Genomic DNA, 25,138 nt, shown 5'->3' with positions numbered 1-25,138 from the left:
GTGACACGAATACTAGTTTTGTAAATGCTCAATGAAAGCGGGCAAGTGCTCTATCAGGCAAATTAAGCGCTCTATCCCAGTACGTGACCGCTCTATCAGCCGAGTTATTCGCTCTAAGCCACCCCAGCCTCTCAACCTCCAATTAAATCCACATAAAAAAACCGAGCGGGTTTAACCCCGCTCGGTCTCTTCACAACTATAAAATTACTTCTGAGCTTCAGCAGTCTTGTGCATAGTCTTGTTTTTCGCAAGATTCACGTGCCAAGATAGCGCTTCTTCCAAGATGTGTGGAGTTTGTCCGCCAACTTGTTCAACTGCTCTATTATAATAATCACGTAGCTCTTCCTTGAAGTCAGGGTGAGCGCAGTTCTCGATCAACAATTCCGCTTTCTGTCTTGGAGCTAAGCCACGAAGATCCGCGTAACCTTGTTCCGTAACAATTACGTCTACGTCGTGCTCCGTGTGGTCCACGTGAGAAGAGAAAGGTACGATGGATGACACATCTCCGCCTTTTGCGTAAGACTTCGTAACGAAAATCGCGATGCGTGCGTTACGAGCAAAGTCACCTGATCCACCGATTCCGTTCATCATGCGTGTTCCGCTAACATGTGTGGAGTTAACGTTTCCGTAGATGTCTAGCTCAAGCGCTGTGTTGAATGAAATGATACCCAAACGACGGATAACTTCCGGGTGGTTTGAGATTTCCTGTGGACGGAATACAAGCTTGTCACGGTATTTACTGATATCGTCTTTAAAGCTGTCCAAACGCTTTTTAGAGAGAGTCAATGAAGTAGCAGAAGCGAATTTCACTACGCCGTCATCGATTAAGTCGAAGATTGCGTCTTGAAGTACTTCAGAATAGACTTCGATATCTTTAAACTCGGAAGTTCTCATACCATCAAGTACTGCGTTCGCAACCGAACCAACACCTGATTGAAGAGGCATAAGCGTTTCATCCATACGGCCCAATTTGATCTCGTCACGGAAGAAGTTTAACAAGTTGTTTGCGATCTCTTGTGTCTCTTCATCTGGAGGAACAATAGGGGAAGGAATATCGCCTTGTTCCGTAAGAACAATTCCGACAACCTTTTCAGGATCTACTTTAATTCCTGGTGTACCGATTTTATCCGTTGCACTGTACACAGGGATTTCTTTACGTTGGTTTTGAGCATCTGGGATATAGATGTCATGTAAACCTTCAAACTCCATAGGCGCGTTAACATTCAATTCGATGATGACATGCTTCGCTTCTTGAACGAAAATTGGAGAGTTACCAACAGAACCAGTTGGGATGATATATCCCTCTTCTGTAATAGCAGCTGCTTCAATGATTGCATAGTCAATTGGACCGATTACGCCTTGGCGAATCCATTCAGCTGTATGGGAAAGGTGCTGATCAATATAGAATGAGTCACCTGAGTTGATTTTGCCGCGCATTGCCGGGTTGCCTTGGTAAGGAACACGTAAATTGATTACGTCTGCATTGGCCATCAATTCATCAACGTTCGGGCCCATTGAAGCACCAGTGAAAACGTTTACTTTGAAGTCCTCAGTTTTTCCTCGTTCTGCCAATGCCAATGGAACCGCTTTCGCGTCTCCGGACAAAGTAAATCCACTCAGACCTAGAGACATTCCATCTTCGATCCAAGAAGCTGCTTCTTCTGCTGTAACAATCTTATCTTTCAGTGCTTCACAACGAAGTACCTTGTTTAATTCGTTTGTCACGGTATCATCCACCTTACCTTTCATTTTGTATATAATTCTATCATTTATATAAATAAAATCAACATAATATTATGAGAACTATACTAATATTTCCACTCATTCAAGAAAAACACGTAAAACTTTGAAAGTTACAGAACGTTTTCAGAAGCCGGGATCTAGTGTTTTGCTTTAATTCAAAAATTAAAACTAGGGATTTGTAGAAAGGGAATAGGGAATCCCCTGATAGAAACGTGTAGATAAACACGTATACTTGTATAATATAAAGATATTTTATGACATTTAGTATAAAATACCTACGATACATTGTAATTAATAGGGAATTCCCTTAGGTTGAATTCAGACTACTTAATTTATTTTAGGGTAAGAAGATTAATAGATCTGATTCATTTACTGCTGCATTGTGAAAAGGAGTGGAAATGTTCGATGAAAAAGAGATTCGGATTGAATTATTTTAAACCTGTCGAGAGTTATTCTGGAAGTTGGTCAGTGTTAGAAGAGAAAAATCGTGATTGGGAAAACATGTACCGTCAACGCTGGTCGCATGACAAAGTGGTCCGTACGACGCATGGCGTAAACTGTACAGGCTCCTGTAGCTGGAAAGTCTTTGTCAAGAATGGCATTATCACATGGGAAAATCAGCAAATCGATTATCCTTCCTGTGGCCCTGATATGCCTGAATTCGAACCACGTGGTTGTCCACGTGGCGCATCATTTTCTTGGTACGAATACAGTCCATTGCGCGTGAAGTATCCTTATATACGCGGTAAACTATGGCGCATGTGGAACGAAGCGTTGGAGGAAACGAAAGACCCTGTAAAGGCATGGACAGCAATCGTTGAAGATCCTGAGAAAACCAATGAATACAAAAAAGCCCGCGGAAAAGGTGGTCATGTCCGGATTCATTGGCGGGATGCGACGATGCTCATTGCGGCACAACTCATCTATACGGTACAAAAATACGGTCCGGATCGTGTGGCAGGATTCACACCGATTCCTGCGATGTCAATGGTCAGTTATGCATCAGGTGCGCGCTTCATTTCATTGCTTGGTGGCGAAATGCTCAGTTTCTACGACTGGTACGCAGATCTTCCCCCATCTTCTCCACAAATCTGGGGTGAACAGACAGACGTTCCGGAATCAAGTGACTGGTTTAACGCAGGCTACATCATCATGTGGGGATCGAACGTACCGCTTACCCGGACCCCAGATGCGCACTTCATGACGGAAGTCCGCTATAAAGGAACCAAAGTCGTTTCCGTCGCACCCGACTATGCGGAAAGTGTAACGCATGCGGATGACTGGATTGCAGCGAATCCAGGAACGGATGCAGCAGTTGCCCAAGCAATGACTCATGTTATTTTGGATGAATTCTATCAAAAACGTAAAGAACCGACATTTATTAACTATGCCAAACAATACACCGATATGCCGTTCTTGATTTTACTTGATCCGCATGAAGATTCGTATAAAGCTGGACGATTCCTGCGAGCAAGTGATCTTGGACAACAGACAGCGCACGCGGATTGGAAACCTATGTTATTTGATGAAGCAAAAGAAGAAATCATTGTTCCGAACGGTACGATGGGGCAGCGCTGGGAAGATGACGCCAAGTGGAATTTACAATTGGAAAATGCAGATGGCACACGTATTGAGCCCGCATTATCCATCGAAAAGCAAACAGAGCAATGGCAAGAAATTCATTTCCCGTACTTTGATAACCGAGGAAATGGCACATTTAAGCGTCCGATTCCTGCGATGAAAGTACAATTCGCGGACGGCACGGAGCGTTTAGTTGCGACAACGTACGACGTCATGTTGAGTCAGTACGGTGTGAATCGAATCGACAGTGAGCTCGAGGCGACAGGTTATGACGATGTTACTTCTATCTATACACCAGCTTGGCAAGAAGCAATCACGAACGTTAAACCGGAACTCGTTACGCAAATCGCAATGGAGTTCGCACAAAACGCTATCGACACGGATGGACGTTCGATGATTATCATGGGAGCGGGTATCAATCACTGGTTCAACAGTGACACGATCTACCGCGCGATCCTTAACCTTGTCACATTGACGGCTTCACAAGGCGTGAATGGTGGAGGTTGGGCGCATTACGTAGGGCAAGAGAAATGTCGTCCAATCGAGGGCTGGAGCACGATTGCCTTTGCGAAAGACTGGCAAGGTCCGCCACGTCTGCAAAACGCCACATCATTTTTCTACTTTGCAACCGATCAATGGAAGTACGAAGAGGCGGGTACGGATACACTCATGTCACCACTTGGTGGGGAAGCGAGATACCAGCATCCAGCAGACTATAATGTTCTCGCAGCGCGTCTCGGCTGGTTGCCATCTTATCCTCAATTCAATAAAAATAGTTTACTGCTCGCGGAAGAAGCAGCGAAACTAGGCAAGACGGATACGAAAGAAGTCGTTTCGCATGTCGTAGATCAGCTGAAATCTGGCGAACTACAATTCGCAGCGGAAGATCCAGGTGCACCGGAAAACTTCCCGCGTTCATTATTTGTCTGGCGTTCGAACTTGATCTCAAGTTCTGCAAAAGGGCAGGAATACTTCATGCGGCACTTACTCGGCGCTTCGGACGGCTTGCTTGCTACACCGAATGAGGATATGAAACCGAAAGAAATGGTTTGGCGTGATGACGTGGAAGGAAAGCTCGATCTATTAGTGGCACTCGACTTCCGAATGACTGCGACACCGCTATATGCGGATCTCGTTCTACCAGCTGCTACTTGGTATGAGAAAGTGGATCTGTCATCAACTGATATGCACCCATTTGTCCATCCGTTTAATCCGGCAGTCAACCCATTATGGGAATCCAAATCGGACTGGGACATTTATCGCGAAATCGCAAAAACCTTCTCGACACTTGCGGAAACGCATTTGCCGGGTGTCTACAAAGACTTGGTTACCTCTCCATTAGCGCATGACTCGGTTCAGGAAATTGCTCAGCCGATGGGCGAAGTGCATGACTGGAGTAAAGGTGAAATTGAAGCAATCCCGGGCAAAACGATGCCGGGTATGACGATTGTAGAGCGCGACTTTACGAAGGTTTACGATAAATATATTACGCTCGGACCGCTATTGTCGACAGGGAAAACCGGCGCACATGGTGTTAGTTTCTCGGTAGCGGATGAATATGAACTGATGAAAGGTATTAACGGTACGTATGAAGACGATACCGTGAAAGATGGCTTACCTAAATTGTACACAGCGAAACATGCAGCAGAAGCGATGTTGACACTATCTTCCGCAACGAACGGCCGTGTATCGCAAAAAGCATTTGAAGCCGCGGAGCATGATACGGGCATGGAACTAAAAGACATCTCCGCAGACCGCGCAGCAGAGCGCTTCACATTCGCAGGAATTACCGCGCAACCGCGTGAAGTCATTCCAACACCGGTCTTCAGTGGTTCGAATAAATTGGGCCGACGCTACTCGCCATTTACGACGAATATCGAACGTCTCGTGCCATTCCGCACATTAACGGGTAGACAGCATTTCTACGTCGACCACGAATTATTCCTTGGATTTGGTGAATCATTGCCAGTCTATAAACCGACGCTTCCACCATTCGTCTTTGCGGATCGTGATGCGGAAATTAAAGGCGGACAAGATGCGCTCGTCTTGCGTTATTTAACACCGCACGGTAAGTGGAATATCCACTCGACATACCAAGACAACCAGCACATGCTCACGTTGTTCCGCGGTGGTCCGACAGTGTGGTTATCGAATCTCGATGCAGAAGAGCACGGAATCGACGACAATGCTTGGCTCGAAGTATATAACCGAAACGGTGTCGTCAACGCACGTGCCGTTGTCAGTCACAGAATGCCTAAAGGTACGATGTTTATGTACCACGCACAGGACAAGCATATTCAAATGCCGGGTTCAGAAATCACCGAGCAACGCGGAGGAAGCCATAATGCACCGACGCGAATTCACATGAAGCCGACTCAAATGGTAGGCGGCTATGCACAGCTCAGTTATGGATTCAACTACTACGGACCGATCGGTAATCAACGTGATGTCTACGTCGCAGTCCGTAAGATGAAGGAGGTCAACTGGCTTGAAAATTAAAGCGCAAGTTGCAATGGTAATGAACTTAGACAAGTGTATTGGGTGTCATACATGTAGTGTGACGTGTAAAACGACATGGACGAACCGTGAAGGTGCCGAGTATATGTGGTTCAATAACGTAGAAACGAAACCCGGGATCGGCTACCCGAAACGTTGGGAAGATCAGGAACTCTATAAGGGTGGCTGGCAGTTACGAAAAGGCAAGCTAGAACTGAAATCGGGTTCCAAGCTGTCGAAAATTGCACTCGGCAAAATCTTCTATAATCCCGATATGCCGGAAATGCAAGATTACTATGAGCCATGGACATATGACTATGAAAAACTAACGTCCGCACCAGATCGAGAGCATACACCGGTTGCACGTGCGAAGTCTGTTATTACGGGCGAATACATGGATCCAGAGTGGGGTCCGAACTGGGAAGATCAGTTAGCTGGCGCACATATTACAGGACCGACTGACCCGAATATCGAGAAAATTGAAGAAGAAATCAAATTCAACTTTGAACAAGCGTTCATGATGTACTTGCCACGACTATGCGAACATTGCTTGAACCCGAGCTGTGTAGCCTCTTGTCCGTCAGGCGCCATGTACAAGCGTGAAGAAGATGGGATTGTTCTGGTCGACCAAGAAGCGTGTCGCGGATGGCGTTACTGTATGACTGGTTGTCCGTACAAAAAAGTGTACTTCAACTGGAAAACGAATAAAGCGGAGAAATGTACATTCTGTTTCCCGCGCGTGGAATCCGGTTTGCCAACAGTTTGTTCCGAGACGTGTACTGGCCGAATCCGCTATCTAGGTGTCTTGCTTTACGATGCAGACCGCGTACAGGAAGCCGCATCCACACCGGATCCGAAAGACTTGTACCAAGCACAATGTGATTTGTTCTTAGATCCGCATGACCCGGAAATCATCGAGCAAGCAATGAAAGACGGCATTTCAGAAGACTGGATCGAAGCGGCACAAAACTCACCGGTTTATAAGTTAGCGATCGAGTACAAGTTGGCCTTCCCATTGCACCCGGAATACCGAACATTGCCAATGGTATGGTACGTTCCGCCACTTAGCCCGATCATGAACTACTTTGAAGGTAAAGACTCCATCAAAAATCCAGACATGATTTTCCCGGCTATCGAAGAAATGCGAATTCCGCTTCAGTATTTGGCAAATATGCTAACGGCTGGAGATGTCGATATTGTCAAGGGAGGCTTGCAGCGTATGGCGATGATGCGTTCGTATATGCGTGCGGTTTCTTCAGGCAAGGACTTCGACGAAACCAAACTGGAGCGTGTTGGTTTGACTGCGAAACAGACAAAGCAGATGTATCGCTTGCTTGCCATTGCCAAATACGAAGATCGTTTCGTAATTCCAACATCTCATAAGGAAAGTCAAATGAACGTCTACCGCTCACAAGGTTCAGCAGGTTACGACGGTATGGGAACTTACGGTGAACAAGCACCGTCTCAGAATCCGTATTCTTCATTTTCTGTAATGGGCTCGGACGGAGGTTGTGACGGTTGCGGACCTGTAACACCGGGAGCAGCGCCAGTGAAAACGGGCAAGGAAATCTATGAAGAAAACTTCTATGGGGGGATCTGGCGTGATTAATCTGGACCTCTTATATGACAAGAAACATATCTTCGGCTTTTTCTCCCATCAACTGAACTATCCGGAAAAGCTAACATTCCATCCAGATATGTGGAATGAGTACGTAACGGAAGATGCTGCGGGTTACGCTGACCTGCAGCTGTACTGGGAAGCGATGCAAACATATAGTTTGGATGAAATACAGGAAATGTACACGTACACATTCGATTTCCAGAAAGACGCCACGCTGTTCATGACCTATGTGAAATTTGCAGACTCGAAAGAGCGCGGTCAGACGCTGGCACAATTAAAAGTGTTATACGAAATGTTCGGGCTCGAAATGCCGGATGAAGAACTATCCGACTTGCTTCCGTTAATGTGTGAATTTATTTATGCAGCTGAATGGAAGGGAGATCCGCGAGCGCAACAAAGCTTTTCCATGTTGCTCGCGGTCATCGAGGATGGTTCCTACTTTTTAATGAAAGCACTTGAAAAGTATGAAAGTCCATGGCTTCATTTGATCCGTGCACTGCGTGAAACATGTAAATCATGTATTCAACGGGAGGTTTCCGCTAATGACTAGTCAATTTCTTTGGGTCATTTTTCCTTACATCTGTATTGCCGTATTTATTGTAGGACATATTTTCCGCTATAAGAATGATCAATTCGGCTGGACCGCGAAGTCGAGTGAGTTTATTGAAAAGAAGCAATTAATGATCGGCAGTTTGCTGTTCCACATCGGTATCTTCCCCGTCATTTTAGGTCATGTGGCAGGACTTGGGATTCCGAAAGAGTGGACACGGGCAATGGGGATCAGCGACCATATGTACCACATTGGTGCAGTGTGGGGTGGCGGATTCTTTGGTGTGATGACATTAGCCGGAATGATTATTTTGACGTCACGTCGTTTCACAAAGAGAAATGTTCGCAAGTTATCTTCTAGATCGGATTTACTCGTTAATACTTTTTTGCTATTTATCGTTTTCATTGGGGTATATAGCTCATTGATTACAAACACGATGACGCCAGGATTCGATTACCGTGATACGATTTCGGTCTGGTTCAGATCATTGCTCATATTCCAGCCGGAAGCTGCATATATGGCAGCTGTTCCCATAGCTTTCAAGCTTCATATTTTAACTGGCTTCCTTATTTTCGCGATGTGGCCATTCACACGACTCGTTCACGTCTGGAGTGTGCCATTGAATTATGTAGGTAGAAGTTATATTCTATATAGAAAACATCAGCCGACCAAACAATCACCCCGGTAAGCGAATGATGAATAATAGGAGATTAAGTCTATGACAGGACAAGTAAATAGTAATTTCCAACTGGCGATTGACGAACTGAAAGAAACGCTTCATGCGGATTTCATCGGCTTGGCGTTAGTGGATTTGAAGAAATATCATCACGATCTTAGGTGGCGATATGTAACGGGTAATATCAGTGTACGCTATCGTAGAATTGTCCTTCAATCGGGAAAAGGTGTGGCAGGAATTGTGTTCAAGACAGGAAAGCCGATGAAGATCGAGAATGTTGAAGCAAGTATAGTGGATGGCGATCTCTATAACTATCCGATTGTTGTATTTGAAAAGCTGAAAAGTTTTGGCGCAATTCCTCTATATCGTGATGATCATGTGCAAGGCGTACTCTTGATTGGCTATCGTGAAGTGAACCGGTTAACGGCTGACAAGTTTGAGCAATTCAAGCATGCGGTAGGACCTCAATTCGGACCGTTTCACATGAAGGAGCGATTGAAAGATGACTTTATTGAACAATGACCAGTTAACGACGATGCTGCACAAACTATACGATCGTACGACAGAAGCAATGTTTTTTTTCGGCGAGAACGGCAAAATTCTATCCATGAATGAAGCAGCGAAACAAATAATGGAACCTGCTCTCTATGAAAAGATGCTACAAGGCGAGGCGGATGCAATTTGTCTTACATGCCGTGGCTTTACGAGTGAAGACGAACAGATGACATGTGTCTCGTGTTTCATGGAGAAACCACAACAAACCGTATCTTCATTCCAACTCTTTTTGGAGACAAAAGATCTTGGCGTGCAACCATACAGCGCAACCTATCAGGTGTTGGATGAAGAGCGACACGTATCCATATTGATGTTGCGTAATCTAACGAGACAAACCCAGACATCCGAAGTTCTCCATCAAAGATTACGGATGCAACAAGTCATTTTAGCGCAGGAAAATGAACGCAAACGAATTTCACGCGAGCTACATGATAGCGTGGCGCAGGAAATGCTCAGTTCGCTCGTCGATTTGCGCGTCTTGAAATATATGGGCATGAACGACAAAGCGCTTGAGAAGTTGAGACAAACGGAAGGTTCACTTATGCGTTTACTTGATGAGATCCGCCATCTATCTGTTGAATTGCGACCAGCAGTACTCGATGATTTCGGATTGGAAGCGGCTTTCCGGACGCACATCAAGAATTTGGAGAAGAATTACGGACTGTATGTTCATTTCGAATCGGATGTGAAAGAAAGACGGTATGATGGTGCGATTGAAACCGTTGCGTATCGCATCGGCCAGGAAGCGATTCTCAACTCCATGAAATATGCCCAAGTAGAAGATGTTTTTTTAACTTTGGATGAAGTGGACGGACAGCTACAAATAAAAGTATGCGACGAAGGTGTCGGCTTTGATGTCAATGACTTTACCCCACAAGGCACGGGCCTCGGTCTATATGGGATGAGAGAACGGGTGGAATTAGTAGGTGGCAGTTTAACGATCGTCTCTAGTCAGCTAGAAGGCACGACAGTCCAAGCAAATATTCCGCTGAAGAAGGAGAGGGCAACGAGTGAAAATCATAATAGCTGATGATCATGCAGTCGTCCGCACAGGATTTATGCATATCTTGAATTTTCAAGACGATATGGAAGTCGTAGCAACAGCGGCAGATGGATTGGAAGCATATGAACTAGTTGCGAAGCACAGACCGGATATTATTTTACTGGATCTTAGCATGCCTCCTGGCCAAAGTGGCTTGATTGCGACAGGCAAAATCCATGAAGACTTTCCAGAAACGAAGATTGTTATTTTAACGATGTACGATGACGAGGAGTATATGTTCCACGTACTGAAAAACGGTGCAGCGGGCTATATTTTGAAAAATGCTCCTGACGAAGAGTTGCTACACGCCATTCGTGAAGTGTATGACGGCGGGACGTATGTTCATCCGTCTATGGCTACTTCGCTCGTGAGGGAGTTTGTGAAAAAAGGAACGAATGAGACAGATGAGGATGATCCGTTCAAGATATTATCTAAACGGGAAATTGAAATTCTGCCGCTTGTTGCAAAAGGTTATGGTAATAAGGAAATAGCGGAAATGCTGTATATTTCCGTCAAGACGGTAGAAGCGCATAAAGCGAAAATGATGGATAAGCTGCAATTGAAGAGCCGTCCGGAACTCGTCGAATACGCGCTACGCAAAAAGTTTCTAAGTTTTTAATGAAGAGGTGAAGGATGATGAGCAATACAGGACTGACGCATACGCTACCTGCCCTACGCGTGCTCGAAAATGAACATCGTTACTTAACGTCTTTGATGGAGCAGTGGCATGCGATCGTGCTGGGTTTTGAGAATGAACGGTTCACGCGTGACGAAGGTCTCGAAGCGCTCAAAAGTATGCGCGAGCTAGTCGTCGAGTTCATCGATCCGCTAAAAAACCATACAGAAAAAGAAGAAGCGTTCCTGTTTCCGATGCTTGCGAAATATGTAGGAAATGATCAAGGACCGGTTCAAGCAGTGCAAGAAGAACACGATGAAATTGATGCGTATATCGGACATTTCCTTCATCACACAAGAGGGGATCTATCGGAATTTACACTCGCTATGATGCAAGACGTCGTAAAAGACGCAGGTGAAGCGTTTGAAGTCATCATGATTCACTTTGTAAAAGAAGAAAACGTCATCTTTCCGATGGTTCTATCGGTCTTACGTGCAAAAGAGCAAGATGAATTATTCGAACAATTGTATACGTCCATTTTACCAGAGTAACAAACTATAGTAGTTTAAAAGAAAGAGTGTTGGGTAGATTTTCAACTAACTTCAGATGGGATGGATTCCTATGACACAAAAAATTCAATTACCTCTGCAGACGGCAAATCTAGTTGTCGGCTTCATGGTATGGGTCCTGATCTCTTCCTTATTACCATTTATTAGCGAAGATATCAGCATTCCACCAGAGCGTGTAGCCATCATCACAGCAATCCCTGTAGTACTCGGTTCGATTTTGCGAATTCCACTTGGTTACTACGCCAATGTCTATGGCGCACGTATGATGTTTTTCATCAGTTTCATTGTATTGCTATTTCCTGTCTACTACATAAGTGAAACATCAACCGTGACAGGGCTTTTAATTGGCGGAACGTTGCTCGGGATTGGGGGCGCGATTTTCTCTGTTGGTGTTACGTCGCTTCCGAAGTATTATCCTAAGGAAAAGCACGGACTCGTCAATGGTATTTACGGAATGGGGAACATCGGGACAGCGATCACGACGTTTTCAGCGCCGGTCCTTGCGATGAAGTTTGGCTGGTCCATGACCGTCAAACTGTATCTGATATTATTGCTTACGTTCATCGCATTGAACTTCATCTTTGGCGATCGCAAGGAAGTAAAAGTGAAAGCACCGATTATCGAGCAAATTAAAGGTGTCTACAAGAATGAGAAACTCTGGTTCTTCTCGTTGTTTTATTTCATCACATTCGGTTCGTTCGTTGCGTTTACTGTGTTTTTACCAAGTTTCCTCGTTAATTACTTTGGACTCGATAAGGTCGACGCGGGACTTCGTACAGCAGGCTTCATCGTCGTCGCGACATTATTACGTCCGGTCGGTGGTTGGTTAGGCGATAAGTTCCAGCCGCTATTCATTTTAATGGGTTGTTTCGCAGGTTTGACGATTGCGTCCATCGTACTGGCATTTTCACCAGATATCGCACTGTACACAGTCGGCAGTATTATGATTGCGGCAGCTGCGGGTCTTGGAAATGGTGTAATCTTTAAATTAGTACCGATGTATTTCAGTAAGCAAGCAGGTACGGTGAACGGGATTGTATCGATGATGGGTGGTCTTGGTGGATTTTTCCCTCCATTATTACTCGCAACGATTTTCTCTATGACAGGTTCCTACTCCATTGGTTTCATGGCATTTTCACAAGTGTCGTTAGCCAGCCTTGTATTGGCTTTCTGGCTCTATTACATGGATCGTACGAGCTTATCTAAAGAAGTATTTGATTCGACTGGCCAAGGTATTCTCGTGACCAATTCAAAAGGTCTCATTGTTTCGGTCAATCCGGCATTTACAAAACTAACAGGTTATAGTGAAGAGGAAGTACTCGGTCTAAGTCCGAACATCTTAAGTTCAGGCAGGCATGATCGTGAATACTACAATGATATGTGGCACACTCTTAATGAACAGGGTGTCTGGCAAGGCGAAATTTGGAATAAGAAAAAGAGTGGCGAAGAGTACTTGGAGTTCCTATCCATCAGTTCGGTGAAAGATGGAACAGGCGACGTCGTTCGCTACGTAGGTTCATTCAGTGATATTAGTCCAGAGACACATGCAGGCAATCGGTCTTAACCGGTTGCCTCGCTTGTTGTTTCATGAAAGGAAGTAGATGAAGTGGAGAATCGATATTCACGGCAAACATTATTTCAACCTATTGGGTTGTCGGGACAGCGGCGGCTATCGGATGCACATGCAGTGATTATAGGCTGTGGCGCGCTCGGTTCATCGATTTCCGAGACGCTCGTACGCGCGGGAATCGGTAAAATAACGCTTGCAGACCGCGATTACGTGGAAGCGTCTAATTTGCAGAGGCAACAATTATTCGTCGAAGCGGATGCGAAAAATAGTGTGCCGAAAGTCGTAGCGGCAGCACGTCGTTTGCATGCCATTCGTGAAGATGTTGAAATTATAACGGTGCTCGATCATATCGATGGACCGTTGCTCGAAGAAATTGCGGTCGGCGCGGATATTCTACTGGATGCAACCGATAATTTCGAAACGCGTTTGCTGATCAATGACGTCGCGTGGAAACTACATATCCCTTGGGTCTACGGTGCGGTCGTTAGCAGTTCAGGTAGCGTCTTTCCTTTCAATCCCGGTAAGACACCGTGTTTCCGCTGTCTACTACCGGTCATGCCAGCGGTCAATGAAACATGTGATACAGTAGGGGTAATTGCGCCTGCAGTACAGATTTCGGCTGCACATCAAAGCGCGGAAGCGATGAAATGGCTGACAGGAAATGAAGAGGCCATGCGCACGAAACTTCTGCATTTTGATGTGTGGAATAATACATCCGTTGAAGCGGGAATCAGCCGGATGAAGAATCCGCAATGCGAAACTTGTGGTGAACATCCAACGTATCCTGCGTTGCATCAAGCGGCGGGCACGCAATACGCTGTGCTTTGCGGACGTGATACAGTACAAATCATACCCGACGCAGGACGTAAGTTGACGGTAGCGGACGGTGTGAAAGTCGCCCAACAACTAGAATCGAAATACCGGGAGACGCCGTTTTTCGTGGAATTTCAGGCGGAAAGCTATCGCTGTATTTTGTTCGGTAATGGCAGGTTGTTGATTCATGGTTTAAAAGATATGCGAGAAGGACGGAAAATCTATCATTCATTATTCGGCTAGGAGGGGTAGTAAATGGAAGAGACTCATTTACCACAGAAAGCGCGTGATCAATCGGTTGCAGTTGCTGTACTGACAATCAGTGATACGCGGACGAAAGCGGATGACAAAAGCGGCAAGGTGATATGCGATAAGCTACTCGAAGCGGGACATATTGTGAAGGCATACGAGATTTGTCCCGATGAAGCGTCACGTATCGAAGCGCAATTGTCTATTTGGTTGTCCGATTCGTCGATTCAGGCAATGATCTTCACGGGCGGAACGGGGATTGGCGCGCGGGATATTACAGTGGAAACCGTGTCACCCTATTTCACGAAACCGTTAGACGGATTCGGTGAACTGTTTCGCTTTTTGAGCTATACCGAAGATGTGGGATCAAAAGCGTTGCTCAGTCGCGCAACGGCAGGTGGAATCGGAATGCAGGCGGTATTTTTATTGCCAGGCTCTTCGAAGGCGGTGAAGCTTGCGATGGATAAGTTGATTGTGCCGGAGTTGCCGCATATTGTGCATGAGCTTGGAAAGCATTTGGGGTAGTGGATGAGGAATAGAGCGGCTAGCGTGAGGGTATGAGCAGTTTCGCGTGTTGATAGAGCGGATAACATGGGAGTATGAACACACCACCCAAATCCAATCAAAAAAACGCGCGACGTTTAGTCCGCGCGTTGATAATCTCCATTTTTTCCGCCAGATTTATGCTGAAGCATGGTCGGTCCGATGACCATGTCCTTGCCGGCAGCTTTACACATATCGTAAATCGTCAATGCAGCGGCAGAAGCGGCAGTCAGGGCTTCCATTTCGACTCCGGTTACGCCTTTCGTTTTGACTTCGGCTTCGATTAACACATGATAATGGGAAGATTCTTCATCGATATCCCAATCAAATCGGATATCTACGCCCGTTAAAGGAAGTGGATGGCACATTGGAATAATGTTGGACGTATTTTTCGCGGCCATGATGGCGGCGACTTGCGCAACTGCAAAGACGTCTCCTTTCTTATTTGTGCCATGAGTGATTTGCTCGTGAATGGATTTGTTTACCGTAATTGATGATGTAGCGATCGCAGTACGTAGTGTCGTTTCTTTGTCGGACACGTCGACCATTTTGGCGCGGCCTTGTTCATTGAAGTGTGTAAGTTCGGACATGATGATCATCCTTTCGTTTCATTTCATTGTACTAGTTAGTATAACAAAAGAAAGTAGGAGATGTACGTGGTGGAAATTCGAAAACCGATTCAAGTGGCGGAAGCAGTAGAGCGTGTGATGAAAAATGTACATAAGTTGGGGACGGAAGTTCTTCCGTTAGAAGATACATATGGTCGTGTGCTAGCAGAACCCATCGTTGCGAAGCATGACGTGCCGCCTTTTGATCGTTCGCCGTATGACGGATTTGCGATTCGGGCGGAAGATTCGATAGGGGCTTCAGGTGATGATAGAAAAGCCTTCCGTGTGATTGGAGAAATTGGCGCAGGGCATGTAGCAGATCGTCCGATTAAGCCAGGTGAATCGTTTCGCATCATGACAGGTGCATTAATTCCGGAACATGCGGATGCAGTCGTTATGCTGGAGCAAACGGTGGAAAATGATAGCGGGTTTACGTTACGTAAGTCGTTTGAAGCGGGCGAAAATATTTCGCGTCAAGGTGAAGATGCAAAACAAGGAGGGACATTGATCGAAGCAGGAACGATCATTCATCCAGGGACCATTGCGCTGCTAGCGACATTTGGCTATGCACAAGTGCGTGTTGCGAAACGACCGATTGCTGGGGTATTGTCGACTGGGACAGAATTGCTCAATGTCACTGATGAACTGGAACCAGGGAAAATCCGCAATTCTAATGGTCCGATGATTCGTGCACAGTTGACGCGAATGGGGATTGAGTATACATCGTATGGCATGATGGAAGACAATTTGGATGCATGTACCGAAATCGTTGAGAAAGCACTTCAGGAAACAGACTTGCTTATTACGACGGGCGGTGTGTCGGTCGGAGATTACGATTATTTACCTATGATCTATGAGCGTCTGGGTGCAGAAGTATTGTTCAATAAAGTGGCGATGCGTCCTGGCAGTGTGACGACAGTAGCGGTGTTAGGAGATAAATTATTATTCGGTCTATCGGGTAATCCGTCTGCTTGCTTCACAGGATTTGAATTGTTCGCGCGGCCTGCCATTTACTCGATGATGGGTTGCACAGCACCTTATATGCCGCGTATTCAAGCGGTTCTTGGTGAAGATTTCAAGAAAGCGAATCCGTTCACACGTTTCGTTCGCGCCAGCTGGTCGATGACAAACGAAGGAATCATAGCTACGCCTGCAGGTTTCAATAAATCCAGTGCAGTGTCTTCTATTGCACGGGGTAACTGCATCATCGTCTTGCCGAGCGGAACTCGCGGCTATGAAAAAGGCATGGTAGTGGACGCATTATTGTTAGGAACGGAACAAGGTGTGGAGCATTGGGAACTATGAAGACGCTACACGTCGTGGGCTTCAAGAACAGTGGAAAAACGACGCTTGTTTCGCACTGGATTACCGTGCTGAAGCATCTTGGTTACGAAGTCGCGGTGCTCAAACATCATGGGCATGGGGGAGCGCCTGAACTGCCGCCAGCGCATACGGATACGGTGCAATTCTTAGAGTTTGGAGCAGTCTCAACCCTTGTCGCCGGGGGGGATATGATACAATTGATACAAAATAAAGAATATTCATTTGAACAGCTAAAGACATTGGCAGCGTTAAGTGAGCCAGACGTTTTATTGATAGAAGGCTATAAAAAAGAAGCCGGTGAGAAAGTGGTGCTCATCCGAAACGAAGAAGAACGGGAAGAGCTGGAGTCGTTGACTGGAATCATTCGAACGGTGAAAACAGCCGAACTTTTTGAAGACATTACGCGACTCGATGGCTGGTTGAAAGAATGGGTGGAGGCGGGACAATGAAACGATATGAAATTATAGATCAGCCGATTGATGTGCAGAAATACAGCGATCTTGTTTTGCATTCAGCTGCGGGTGCGGTGACGGTATTCACGGGACATGTACGCGAATGGACGCATGGTGTTCGCACATTGTATCTTGCGTATGAAGCCTATGTACCGATGGCGGAAAAAAAGCTCGCTGAAATCGGTGCGGAGATGGAAGCAAAGTGGCCTGGAGTTCAAGTCGCTATGGCGCATCGGATTGGCGAGTTGAACATATCAGACATTGCCGTAGTCATCGCGGTATCGTCTCCTCATAGAAAAGCAGCATATGAGGCGAATGAATATGCAATTGAGCGCATTAAAGAAGTCGTACCGATTTGGAAGAAGGAAATCTGGGAAGACGGCGAAGAATGGATCGGTGCACAGAAGAAATATCCAGAGAAAGGGAGCGAATCATGATGATTACAGTTCATTACTTTGCAAGACTACGCGAGTTGACGGGTAAAGGTGAAGAGTCTTTGGATCGCGCGCCTTTGACGGTCGAAGAATTGCTGAACTGGGCAGAAGAGACATATCCAGGTTTCGGTAAAGAGACTATCCATGTGGCGGTGAATGAAGAGTATGCCTTAAAGGATGATGTCATTCAGGCTGGAGATGTCTGCGCGTTTATTCCACCAGTGAGTGGCGGATGAAGACAGTCGGTGTGTTGCTAGCGGGCGGACAATCGCGGCGTTTTGGCTCGCCAAAAGCGTTTGCACTGCATAAAGGTCACTCGTTCTATCATTATTCGTTAGAGGCATTGCAACCGATTTGCGAGGAGATCGTTGTCGTGGCGCGTCCAGAATATAGGGAACAGTTTCCGGATTGCGTGCATGTGACGACGGACCTGGAGGCAGTTTCTGGAATGGGTCCTCTTGCCGGGATTTTATCCGCTATGGAATTAGTGCAAGCTGACCGCTATGTCGTGTTGCCGTGTGATATGCCGTTTATGGAAGCGGGGATCATGAAAAGATTGCTAGCGTTGCATCATGGAGATATTTCGTCTGTAACGGTAGAAGGCAAGCGACACCCACTCGTTTCGGTCTGGAGTGCTAACGTCAAACCGACAATAAAACAAGCGTTACGCGATGGCAATCGTCGAGTGATGCATGTGCAAGCACAACATGAAGGTCGGTGGATTGAAGGCGATTTATTAACCGATACACCCGAAATTTCTTTTAAAAATGTCAACACGCCATGTGAACTGGGAAGGGGATGAAGAAGATGAATGCCATTGTAGATCAACTCGGTCGTCCGATTCGGGATTTGCGAATTTCTGTCACGGATCGCTGCAATTTCCGCTGTACGTACTGCATGCCGAAAGAAGTTTTTGGTGATGACTTTTTATTTCTAGCTAAGAATGAATTGCTGTCGTTTGAAGAATTGGAGCGCTTGGCACGGATTTTTGCTCAGTTAGGTGTGAAGAAGCTACGCTTGACGGGCGGTGAACCGCTGATGCGCCGGAATTTACCCGAGTTGATACAGAAGCTTCACGACATCGAAGGGATCGAAGACATCGGACTGACAACCAATGCAGTGTTGCTCGGTCAATACGCAAAACCGCTGTACGACGCTGGATTGCGCCGTCTGAACATCAGTTTAGATGCACTGGATCCAGAACTATTCGGACAGATCAACGGCCGTGGCATTTCACCTGAACTCGTTCTCGAAAATATCCAAAAAGCACAAGACATCGGTTTCACCATCAAAGTGAATATGGTCGTACAAAAAGGAGTCAATGAGAGCGAAATTCTCCCGATGGCTACGTATTTCAAAGAACGTGGCATCACATTGCGCTATATCGAGTTCATGGATGTCGGCAATGACAATGGCTGGAGCTTCAAAAAAGTCGTAACAAAAAAAGAGATCTACGACATGCTAGCCGCTGAATTCGACATGGAGCCTGCGGAAGAAGACTATTACGGTGAAGTAGCAAAACGTTATCGCTATATAGGAACGGATGCACAAGTCGGCTTCATCACATCCGTTTCGGAGTCATTTTGTTCAACGTGTACGCGCTCTCGTCTATCGTCTGAAGGGAAATTATATACGTGTCTTTTCGCATCAGAAGGCTTTGACCTACGAAAATTAATTCGTTCGGATCAAACTGATGAAGAACTATATGAAGCGATTGCTACCGTGTGGAGAGGCAGAAAAGACCGCTATTCCGATGAACGGACGGAGCAGACGATAAAGAACCGGAAGAAAATCAATATGAACTATATCGGTGGCTAAAGGAGTGTTGTCCATGAAACCAACAGTATATATTTGTCGAGAGATGCCAGAAGAACTGATTGCCCCAGTACGCGAACACTATGAAGTACGCATGTGGGAGTCGACGAGTGAAGCCGTTCCTCGTGACGTATTGTTAAGAGAAGTAGCTGACGTGGATGCACTATGGACTGTCATTTCCGATCAGATCGACGAAGAAGTACTTAACGCAGCCCCTTCATTACAATTAATTGTCAATATGGCAGTGGGCTATAATCACATCGATGTCCAAGCGGCGGCAGCACGGAATATTATCGTAACGAATACACCGGATGTGCTAACAGAAACAACGGCAGACTTGGCGTTCGCTTTATTGATGGCTACGGGCCGTGATTTGATCGGTGCAGAGAACGCGTTGCGCGAAGGGCGCTGGACGTCTTGGGAGCCGCTTGGTTTCACTGGAACTGATGTGTACGGGGCTACGCTTGGTATCATCGGCATGGGCCGAATTGGTGAAGCGGTGTTGAGACGTGCGAAAGGGTTCGATATGGACGTGCTGTATCACAACCGTAACCGCAAGTCTGAAATGGAAGATATGTATGGCTGTCGTTATGCCGAGCTTTCCGATTTACTAGCGTCGTCCGATTACGTATTGATTTTGGTGCCGTACAGTGAGGAGACGAAAGGTATGATCGGGGAAAAGCAGTTGTCCGAGATGAAAGAGACAGGCATTCTGATCAATGTTGCGCGTGGCGGTATTGTGGATGAAGACGCGCTGTATGATGCGCTACGCACGAAGAAGATTCATGCAGCAGGGTTAGACGTGTTCGAGACGGAGCCTGTTCCGCTAGACCATCCGTTGCTGACGTTGCCGAATGTGACGGTGCTTCCGCATATTGGTAGTGCGACGGTGAAGACGCGCAAGGCGATGATGAAGCTAAACGTGGAAGCATTGCTTGCATTTGCGCAAGGGGAAGAACCCAATCATCAAGTTCGTGGTTAGTCAGTAGTAACGTGGTGCGCTGCGATTAACTAGTTTATTCTACTGTATAGTGTGATATGTAAAGATTTCTTCACATCCATCTTCAACCATGATAAAGAGACTAGCCAAGTCATTCTCGCTGACTTGGCTAGTCTCTTTTTTCATTGAGATTGATTGATGAACCCCCAAATCGCTGCGGATAATTCGATTGCTTGTAGTTGTAGTTCCGAACCTTCGAACGCTTGACGGAACGAACGTACAACGGATTCTAGTAAGTAGATCCTTGGTTGTTCAGCAGACAGCTCATCTAGCAAAAACTGGCTATATAACGTCCTTTGACTTTCTCCCTTCGGTAAGTTGCCAACGAACTTTTGCAAACTCTCAATTAACACTTCGCGTGTCATCGGATACAGCTCTTCGGCCGTTAAGATATCTTCTAGCAAGTTCTGTGATAGGAAATGAGCGTCTCGTTTTACGATATCGGGTACGATCACTTCCATTCGTTGCATAACAAAATCCACTAGTTTCATCGTATCGATTGGCTCGGTAGTTGAACTTTTCCAGATATTAAGCGCATGTTGGATGAAGCCAAAAAGTAACGATGCGCAATCATAGGAGTATGGTTTTACTTCCTCACCGTAGACGTTGACCAGTCGTTTCGCAAGCCATGCGAGTTCCCGAAAATGCATCTGCTTCACAAATTGACGCAGCTCATCGTCAGGTGAATGAACGATAGTTTCAAACAACGGTAGCAAGTTTTGTTGTCGATTCATCGTCAAACGAATTTCAATTTGTGCTGCGAGCAGGCCAGGGTCTGCAAGGTCTTTGCCAATCGCTAGCTCATTTCTTCGTAAGTAACTTATACAATACGCGTCTTGCAATATCGCCATTAGACATTCATTTTTAGAAGGGAAGTAATTATAGAACGTTCCCTTTGAAATTTGTGCTGCATCCAAAATGTCTTGGATGGATGTTGCATGAAAGCCTTTGTCGATGAATAGTTGTTTTGCGATAAGCAATACGTGCTTTTTGCGGTCATTCATAGATTATCACCTGTGCATTTGAATTTTTATACTCTGTGTATACTATCTATACTATTCCTAAAACGTTGTTACATCAAGATCTTTGGGTATTTGAAATTTTTTAGTTGTAATAAATGTACTGCCGGTATAAAATATACTTCTGACATATTTTTCACATGTTATAGGAGGGTAAAATGGTAGAATCAACAGAAATTAAAAAAATGCAGGAGAAACCGCCTTATGGCATCATTGCCATATTATTCATAGGTGCGTTCGTTGCGATTTTGAACAATACGTTACTGAATATCGCATTGCCGGTCATTATGAAAGAGTTTTCGATTTCCCCTTCGGCCGTTCAGTGGCTGACGACAGGTTATATGCTCGTCAACGGGATTATGATTCCTGCCAGTGCGTTTTTCATTCAGAAATTTACAAATAGAAGAATCTTCATTACCGCGATGGTGCTTTTCTCGTTAGGGACGTTGATCGCCATCATTTCGCCGACATTCTCTTTACTAGTGGTTGCACGTATGATCCAAGCATCCGGTTCCGCACTGATGATGCCGTTGTTGATGAATGTAATGTTGACGGCTTTCCCAATTGAAAAAAGGGGAGCGGCATTGGGGATGTTCGGTCTTGTGATGTTCACGGCACCGGCAATTGGGCCGACATTGTCTGGCTGGATAGTCGAGCATTATTCGTGGCGGACACTGTTTGAGCTTGTGCTACCGATTTCATTGCTCACACTGGCTCTCGCAATTTTCAAACTCAAAAATATTACACCGAATCGTGATGTACGCATCAATTTCTCTTCATTAGTATTATCGACTATCGGCTTTGGTGGTTTGCTGTATGGTTTCAGTTCTGCAGGTGAACTGGGGTGGAGTTCTCCGATCGTCTATGGCACGATCGCGCTTGGTACGGTATCGCTCGTACTATTCATCCTAAAACAATTACGCATGACTGAGCCCATGCTCGATTTTCGTATTTACAAGCACTCGATGTTTGCCCTCTCATCTGTCGTATCGATGGTGTTGTCTGTGGCGATGTTTTCCGGAATGATTTTGACACCGTTGTATGTACAAAACGTGCGCGGAATTTCACCGCTGGATGCCGGATTACTGATGTTACCAGGTGCAGTATTAATGGGAATCATGTCGCCCATCACAGGTCGTTTATTCGATAAATACGGTCCGCGCGTCCTCGTTTACACAGGACTTAGTATTTCGGTATTCACGACGTATTTATTGAGCCAATTGCATATGGATACAGGTTATTATTATTTGATGGGTGTCTATACGCTTCGGATGTTCGGGTTATCGATGGTCATGATGCCGGTTATGACAAACGGAATGAACTCGTTGCCGATGATCTCGAATCCGCATGGTACGGCGATGAATAATACATTGCAGCAAGTGTCTGGCGCGATTGGTTCGGCGTTGTTATTGACGCTCATGACCAAGCGATTAGATGTGTCTGCAGCTACCCAAGTGCAAGATTTGGCCGCATCTGGAGTCGATGTCTCCACTATGAAAGAAGAGATTGGACGGATGGCGATGCTCGACGGCGTCAATCACGCGTTCTTCATCTCTACGGTAATTACACTCATCGCATTGATCTTATCGTTATTCATAAAACGGGTCATACCACCGACTTCGCCTACTACTGGTGAAGTGAAAGAACAGTCTGAAAACTAAAACAAGGAGTTTCGTATGCTGCTATGCATGCGGAGCTTCTTTTTAGTATGGTATAGTAAAAAGAAAAGGTTGTGTTCGATGTGATAGGGAATAAAGAAAAATGCCCATGCGGAAGTGGGGAAATCGTAGAGAACTGCTGCGGCAAAACAGAGATGCCGGGCACAAATACGGTCCAAGAAGAATTAAGGAAAGTATTAAATAGTTATTATGAAACATCCTTGTCTCCTGCTGAGATTCAATCATTAGAAGGATTATTGAAAGATTGGGCTGGACGCCTTGGTGAGTGGATGGAAGAAGAGGAACTCGTGACGAATGTCAGCGATTACTATTTCTTCATCGTTCGTAAAGATCTATGGAGACGCCACCTTGTAAAAGCGCTCAACCGCACGCAAAATAGGGCAGTACGTGCTATTTTGAGAAGTTGGCAGAATGCTTTCATTACATTCGCAGAAGTGACGAAGGCTGATAAAGATGTCTATCATATGAAAGAAATTCTAGGAGAAGGCGAGTATTTATTGGCAAGAGAAGCAGGTGAGCCTGAAGATGTTCGCGCTGTCATCGCTATCGTCCTGGAAGAGATGCGCAATGAAGAGCGCTGGGTCATGCCGATTTCTGCTATTGCAGTGAATGGTCATATGAGTGATGAACTATTGACGCGTGTGCAGAAACTAGCGGAAACGAGCGAAGAGAAAAACAGCTTCGATTTCTTCAAGAAGCATCTCGTCGACATTTACGAAGTCGTTTGTAAACTGGACGTTCAGACGTTATCTGATGTAGTCGAGCAGAACTTTACACCGCTGCAACGTCAAGTAGTAGAAATCCTGGATGCTCAACTCGAAAAGGAAGAGCTCTATCCGGGTGCGTATGAAATGTTATTGTCCTTGATGGCATACTACTTTACCGATCAAGATCCGAAGTTCCGTAAGCCCGAAGTACTCGCTGCGGCAGCGTTCCAATTGGCAGTCGATACGAATATGATGCCGAATACGTATACGCAAGCGGAAGTGGGTAAACTGTTTGGGGTTTCCGTCTCTTCATTCCGAAAGCATACGGATATTCTGCTAGAGAAGATTGAGGAACTCGAAAAGATGATGGCGGAAGGGAAGCAGGATTCCGCGTATCATATCGGAACCCATCCACTACCGTCTGAGCAAATGAACTGGCAAGTGCATATGTTGACGCAAAAGCATAACTTTGATTCGTTTGAAGAAGCGCAAGCGTATATTCAAGAAGCGATTCAGCAACCATTCGAGCCGGAAAATCAACAACAAGAAGCACAGATGCTGTGTTATATGGCGTACAATGCTGAAACGATCGAACAGCGACACGACTTCGCAGTAGGTGCATATGGCGCTGATCCGACGAATGTCGATGCGTTGTTACTTCAGACGGAGTTGACAGATTCAAAGGACGAGCAGGAGAAGTTCTTTAAACAGGCGATATTCTCTGGTGAAAAGCAGTTTGACCATCGCGCGGAAGATGTGTGGAAGTTCGCACCGAATCGTCCGTATTTGCGTAGCTTGATGCAGTACGGTGTGTGGCTCTATGAGCAAGATCGTTTTGTTGAAGCGAGCGAGATCTTCTTGCGTCTACTGTCGCTCGACCTCTTTGACCAGCAAAGTGCAAGGTACTTGGCGATTTCTTCATTGATTCATTCAGGAGAAATAGATCAAGCAACACAGGTGTTAGAAGCATGTGTGGATGTTTCTAAAGAAGACGCTGCGTATTGGTATTTATCTTGGTTGGTAGAGATGGAACGCGCACAGGGTAAGTCTTCGGAGCGTGCATTGGAGTTGTTCGCGAAGGCGGAACAGTTGAATCCGCATGTTAGCAAGTTAATGGAGATGGCTGTGGAGAAGATGCATTATCCGAAAAGCGTTGCCCTTACACCGGGTAGTCATGAGGAAGCACACTATATCTGGTATTTGTTGTAATGAATGCAAGCCGTCATGGCGAGTTGGAATTTCCGACTTGCTGTGGCGGTTTTTTGCGTAATGAAGCTGTAGATCCGTGCTCCGAGCTTCCCGCTCATATATCCATGGCATCCGCTCATACATCTTTATACGCGCTCTATAAACCTCCTAGTGTGCTCTATCTATTTAACCGCTCTATGCCTGTTATCAATGCCTGCCTGTCAAGTTAATTTATTCGGAATATGCCTAGCTTTAAAGGAATAGGATGATATATTGTCGAACAATTCTA

The 25,138-nt window shown here is 45.7% G+C and carries 23 protein-coding genes; 20 read left to right on the top strand and 3 right to left on the bottom strand.

Going from position 1 to position 25,138, the window contains the following annotated elements; translation table 11 throughout:
* Positions 1-204: 204 nt before the first annotated feature.
* Positions 205-1,749, bottom strand: coding sequence for a succinyl-CoA:acetate CoA-transferase ScpC (locus tag CSV75_RS09405; protein WP_369825362.1), 1,545 nt, complete (start codon positions 1,747-1,749; stop codon positions 205-207).
* 399 nt (positions 1,750-2,148) lie between these two features.
* On the opposite strand from CSV75_RS09405, the gene CSV75_RS09400 reads away from it, so the two are divergent.
* From CSV75_RS09400 to CSV75_RS09350, 11 genes are all read left to right on the top strand, one after another.
* A complete protein-coding gene (locus tag CSV75_RS09400) occupies positions 2,149-5,823 on the top strand; it encodes a nitrate reductase subunit alpha (protein WP_099675635.1) in 3,675 nt (1,224 codons plus the stop codon).
* On the top strand, positions 5,813-7,429 hold the full coding sequence (gene narH / locus CSV75_RS09395) for a nitrate reductase subunit beta (protein ID WP_099675634.1): 1,617 nt from the start codon (positions 5,813-5,815) through the stop codon (positions 7,427-7,429). Before CSV75_RS09400 ends, narH begins: the two co-directional genes overlap by 11 nt.
* Positions 7,422-7,991, top strand: coding sequence for a nitrate reductase molybdenum cofactor assembly chaperone (gene narJ / locus CSV75_RS09390; RefSeq protein ID WP_099675633.1), 570 nt, complete (start codon positions 7,422-7,424; stop codon positions 7,989-7,991). The genes narH and narJ overlap by 8 nt, the downstream gene beginning before the upstream one ends.
* Positions 7,984-8,679 carry a respiratory nitrate reductase subunit gamma gene (gene narI / locus CSV75_RS09385; protein WP_099675632.1) on the top strand — a complete coding sequence of 232 codons (696 nt, stop codon included), beginning with the start codon at positions 7,984-7,986 and terminating at the stop codon, positions 8,677-8,679. Before narJ ends, narI begins: the two co-directional genes overlap by 8 nt.
* A gap of 30 nt (positions 8,680-8,709) precedes the next feature.
* Positions 8,710-9,189 (top strand): GAF domain-containing protein, encoded by a 480-nt coding sequence (locus tag CSV75_RS09380; RefSeq protein WP_099675631.1) that lies wholly within the window; start codon positions 8,710-8,712, stop codon positions 9,187-9,189.
* Entirely contained in the window at positions 9,170-10,252 is a 1,083-nt protein-coding gene (locus CSV75_RS09375) for a sensor histidine kinase (protein ID WP_099675630.1), read from the top strand. The genes CSV75_RS09380 and CSV75_RS09375 overlap by 20 nt, the downstream gene beginning before the upstream one ends.
* Complete coding sequence (locus CSV75_RS09370) at positions 10,233-10,883, top strand: response regulator (protein WP_099675629.1); 651 nt, start codon at positions 10,233-10,235, stop codon at positions 10,881-10,883. The genes CSV75_RS09375 and CSV75_RS09370 overlap by 20 nt, the downstream gene beginning before the upstream one ends.
* Positions 10,884-10,897: 14 nt before the next feature.
* Complete coding sequence (locus CSV75_RS09365; protein WP_233191631.1) at positions 10,898-11,431, top strand: hemerythrin domain-containing protein; 534 nt, start codon at positions 10,898-10,900, stop codon at positions 11,429-11,431.
* Positions 11,432-11,501: 70 nt separating this feature from the next.
* On the top strand, positions 11,502-13,013 hold the full coding sequence (locus CSV75_RS09360) for an MFS transporter (protein ID WP_099675627.1): 1,512 nt from the start codon (positions 11,502-11,504) through the stop codon (positions 13,011-13,013).
* 42 nt (positions 13,014-13,055) lie between these two features.
* Complete coding sequence (locus CSV75_RS09355) at positions 13,056-14,075, top strand: ThiF family adenylyltransferase (RefSeq protein WP_099675626.1); 1,020 nt, start codon at positions 13,056-13,058, stop codon at positions 14,073-14,075.
* 12 nt (positions 14,076-14,087) lie between these two features.
* Positions 14,088-14,606 (top strand): MogA/MoaB family molybdenum cofactor biosynthesis protein, encoded by a 519-nt coding sequence (locus CSV75_RS09350; RefSeq protein ID WP_099675625.1) that lies wholly within the window; start codon positions 14,088-14,090, stop codon positions 14,604-14,606.
* A 116-nt stretch (positions 14,607-14,722) separates the two neighbouring features.
* On the opposite strand, the gene moaC is transcribed toward CSV75_RS09350, so the two are convergent.
* Complete coding sequence (gene moaC, locus CSV75_RS09345) at positions 14,723-15,214, bottom strand: cyclic pyranopterin monophosphate synthase MoaC (protein WP_099632099.1); 492 nt, start codon at positions 15,212-15,214, stop codon at positions 14,723-14,725.
* A gap of 66 nt (positions 15,215-15,280) precedes the next feature.
* Between moaC and CSV75_RS09340 the strand changes: the two genes are divergently transcribed.
* The 7 genes from CSV75_RS09340 to CSV75_RS09310 are packed head-to-tail and all read left to right on the top strand — an operon-like array spanning position 15,281 to position 20,238.
* Positions 15,281-16,537 (top strand): molybdopterin molybdotransferase MoeA, encoded by a 1,257-nt coding sequence (locus CSV75_RS09340; RefSeq protein ID WP_099675624.1) that lies wholly within the window; start codon positions 15,281-15,283, stop codon positions 16,535-16,537.
* Positions 16,534-17,004 carry a molybdopterin-guanine dinucleotide biosynthesis protein B gene (gene mobB / locus CSV75_RS09335; RefSeq protein WP_099675623.1) on the top strand — a complete coding sequence of 157 codons (471 nt, stop codon included), beginning with the start codon at positions 16,534-16,536 and terminating at the stop codon, positions 17,002-17,004. The genes CSV75_RS09340 and mobB overlap by 4 nt, the downstream gene beginning before the upstream one ends.
* Positions 17,001-17,444, top strand: a complete 444-nt coding sequence (locus tag CSV75_RS09330; protein WP_099675622.1) for a molybdenum cofactor biosynthesis protein MoaE — start codon at positions 17,001-17,003, stop codon at positions 17,442-17,444. Before mobB ends, CSV75_RS09330 begins: the two co-directional genes overlap by 4 nt.
* Positions 17,444-17,677 (top strand): molybdopterin converting factor subunit 1, encoded by a 234-nt coding sequence (gene moaD / locus CSV75_RS09325; protein WP_029053550.1) that lies wholly within the window; start codon positions 17,444-17,446, stop codon positions 17,675-17,677. The genes CSV75_RS09330 and moaD overlap by 1 nt, the downstream gene beginning before the upstream one ends.
* Entirely contained in the window at positions 17,674-18,243 is a 570-nt protein-coding gene (locus CSV75_RS09320; RefSeq protein WP_099675621.1) for a molybdenum cofactor guanylyltransferase, read from the top strand. The genes moaD and CSV75_RS09320 overlap by 4 nt, the downstream gene beginning before the upstream one ends.
* Complete coding sequence (gene moaA / locus CSV75_RS09315) at positions 18,240-19,259, top strand: GTP 3',8-cyclase MoaA (RefSeq protein ID WP_099675620.1); 1,020 nt, start codon at positions 18,240-18,242, stop codon at positions 19,257-19,259. The genes CSV75_RS09320 and moaA overlap by 4 nt, the downstream gene beginning before the upstream one ends.
* Before the next feature lie 13 nt (positions 19,260-19,272).
* On the top strand, positions 19,273-20,238 hold the full coding sequence (locus CSV75_RS09310) for a 2-hydroxyacid dehydrogenase (RefSeq protein WP_099675619.1): 966 nt from the start codon (positions 19,273-19,275) through the stop codon (positions 20,236-20,238).
* Between the two features lie 140 nt (positions 20,239-20,378).
* On the opposite strand, the gene CSV75_RS09305 is transcribed toward CSV75_RS09310, so the two are convergent.
* On the bottom strand, positions 20,379-21,260 hold the full coding sequence (locus CSV75_RS09305; RefSeq protein ID WP_099675618.1) for a TetR/AcrR family transcriptional regulator: 882 nt from the start codon (positions 21,258-21,260) through the stop codon (positions 20,379-20,381).
* Positions 21,261-21,433: 173 nt separating this feature from the next.
* Between CSV75_RS09305 and CSV75_RS09300 the strand changes: the two genes are divergently transcribed.
* Together CSV75_RS09300 and CSV75_RS09295 are read left to right on the top strand one after the other, a co-directional pair.
* The gene (locus CSV75_RS09300) at positions 21,434-22,936 is read left to right on the top strand and encodes an MDR family MFS transporter (protein WP_099675617.1); all 1,503 of its coding nucleotides are present in this window, start codon (positions 21,434-21,436) and stop codon (positions 22,934-22,936) included.
* Positions 22,937-23,016: 80 nt separating this feature from the next.
* On the top strand, positions 23,017-24,870 hold the full coding sequence (locus tag CSV75_RS09295) for a tetratricopeptide repeat protein (protein WP_099675616.1): 1,854 nt from the start codon (positions 23,017-23,019) through the stop codon (positions 24,868-24,870).
* The last annotated feature ends 268 nt before the right edge of the window (positions 24,871-25,138 follow it).

Source organism: Sporosarcina sp. P18a (genome assembly GCF_002743135.1).
Classification (GTDB): domain Bacteria; phylum Bacillota; class Bacilli; order Bacillales_A; family Planococcaceae; genus Sporosarcina.
The sequence above is the reverse complement of the archived record's forward strand: the minus strand, read 5'-3'. Positions and strand labels throughout refer to the sequence as shown.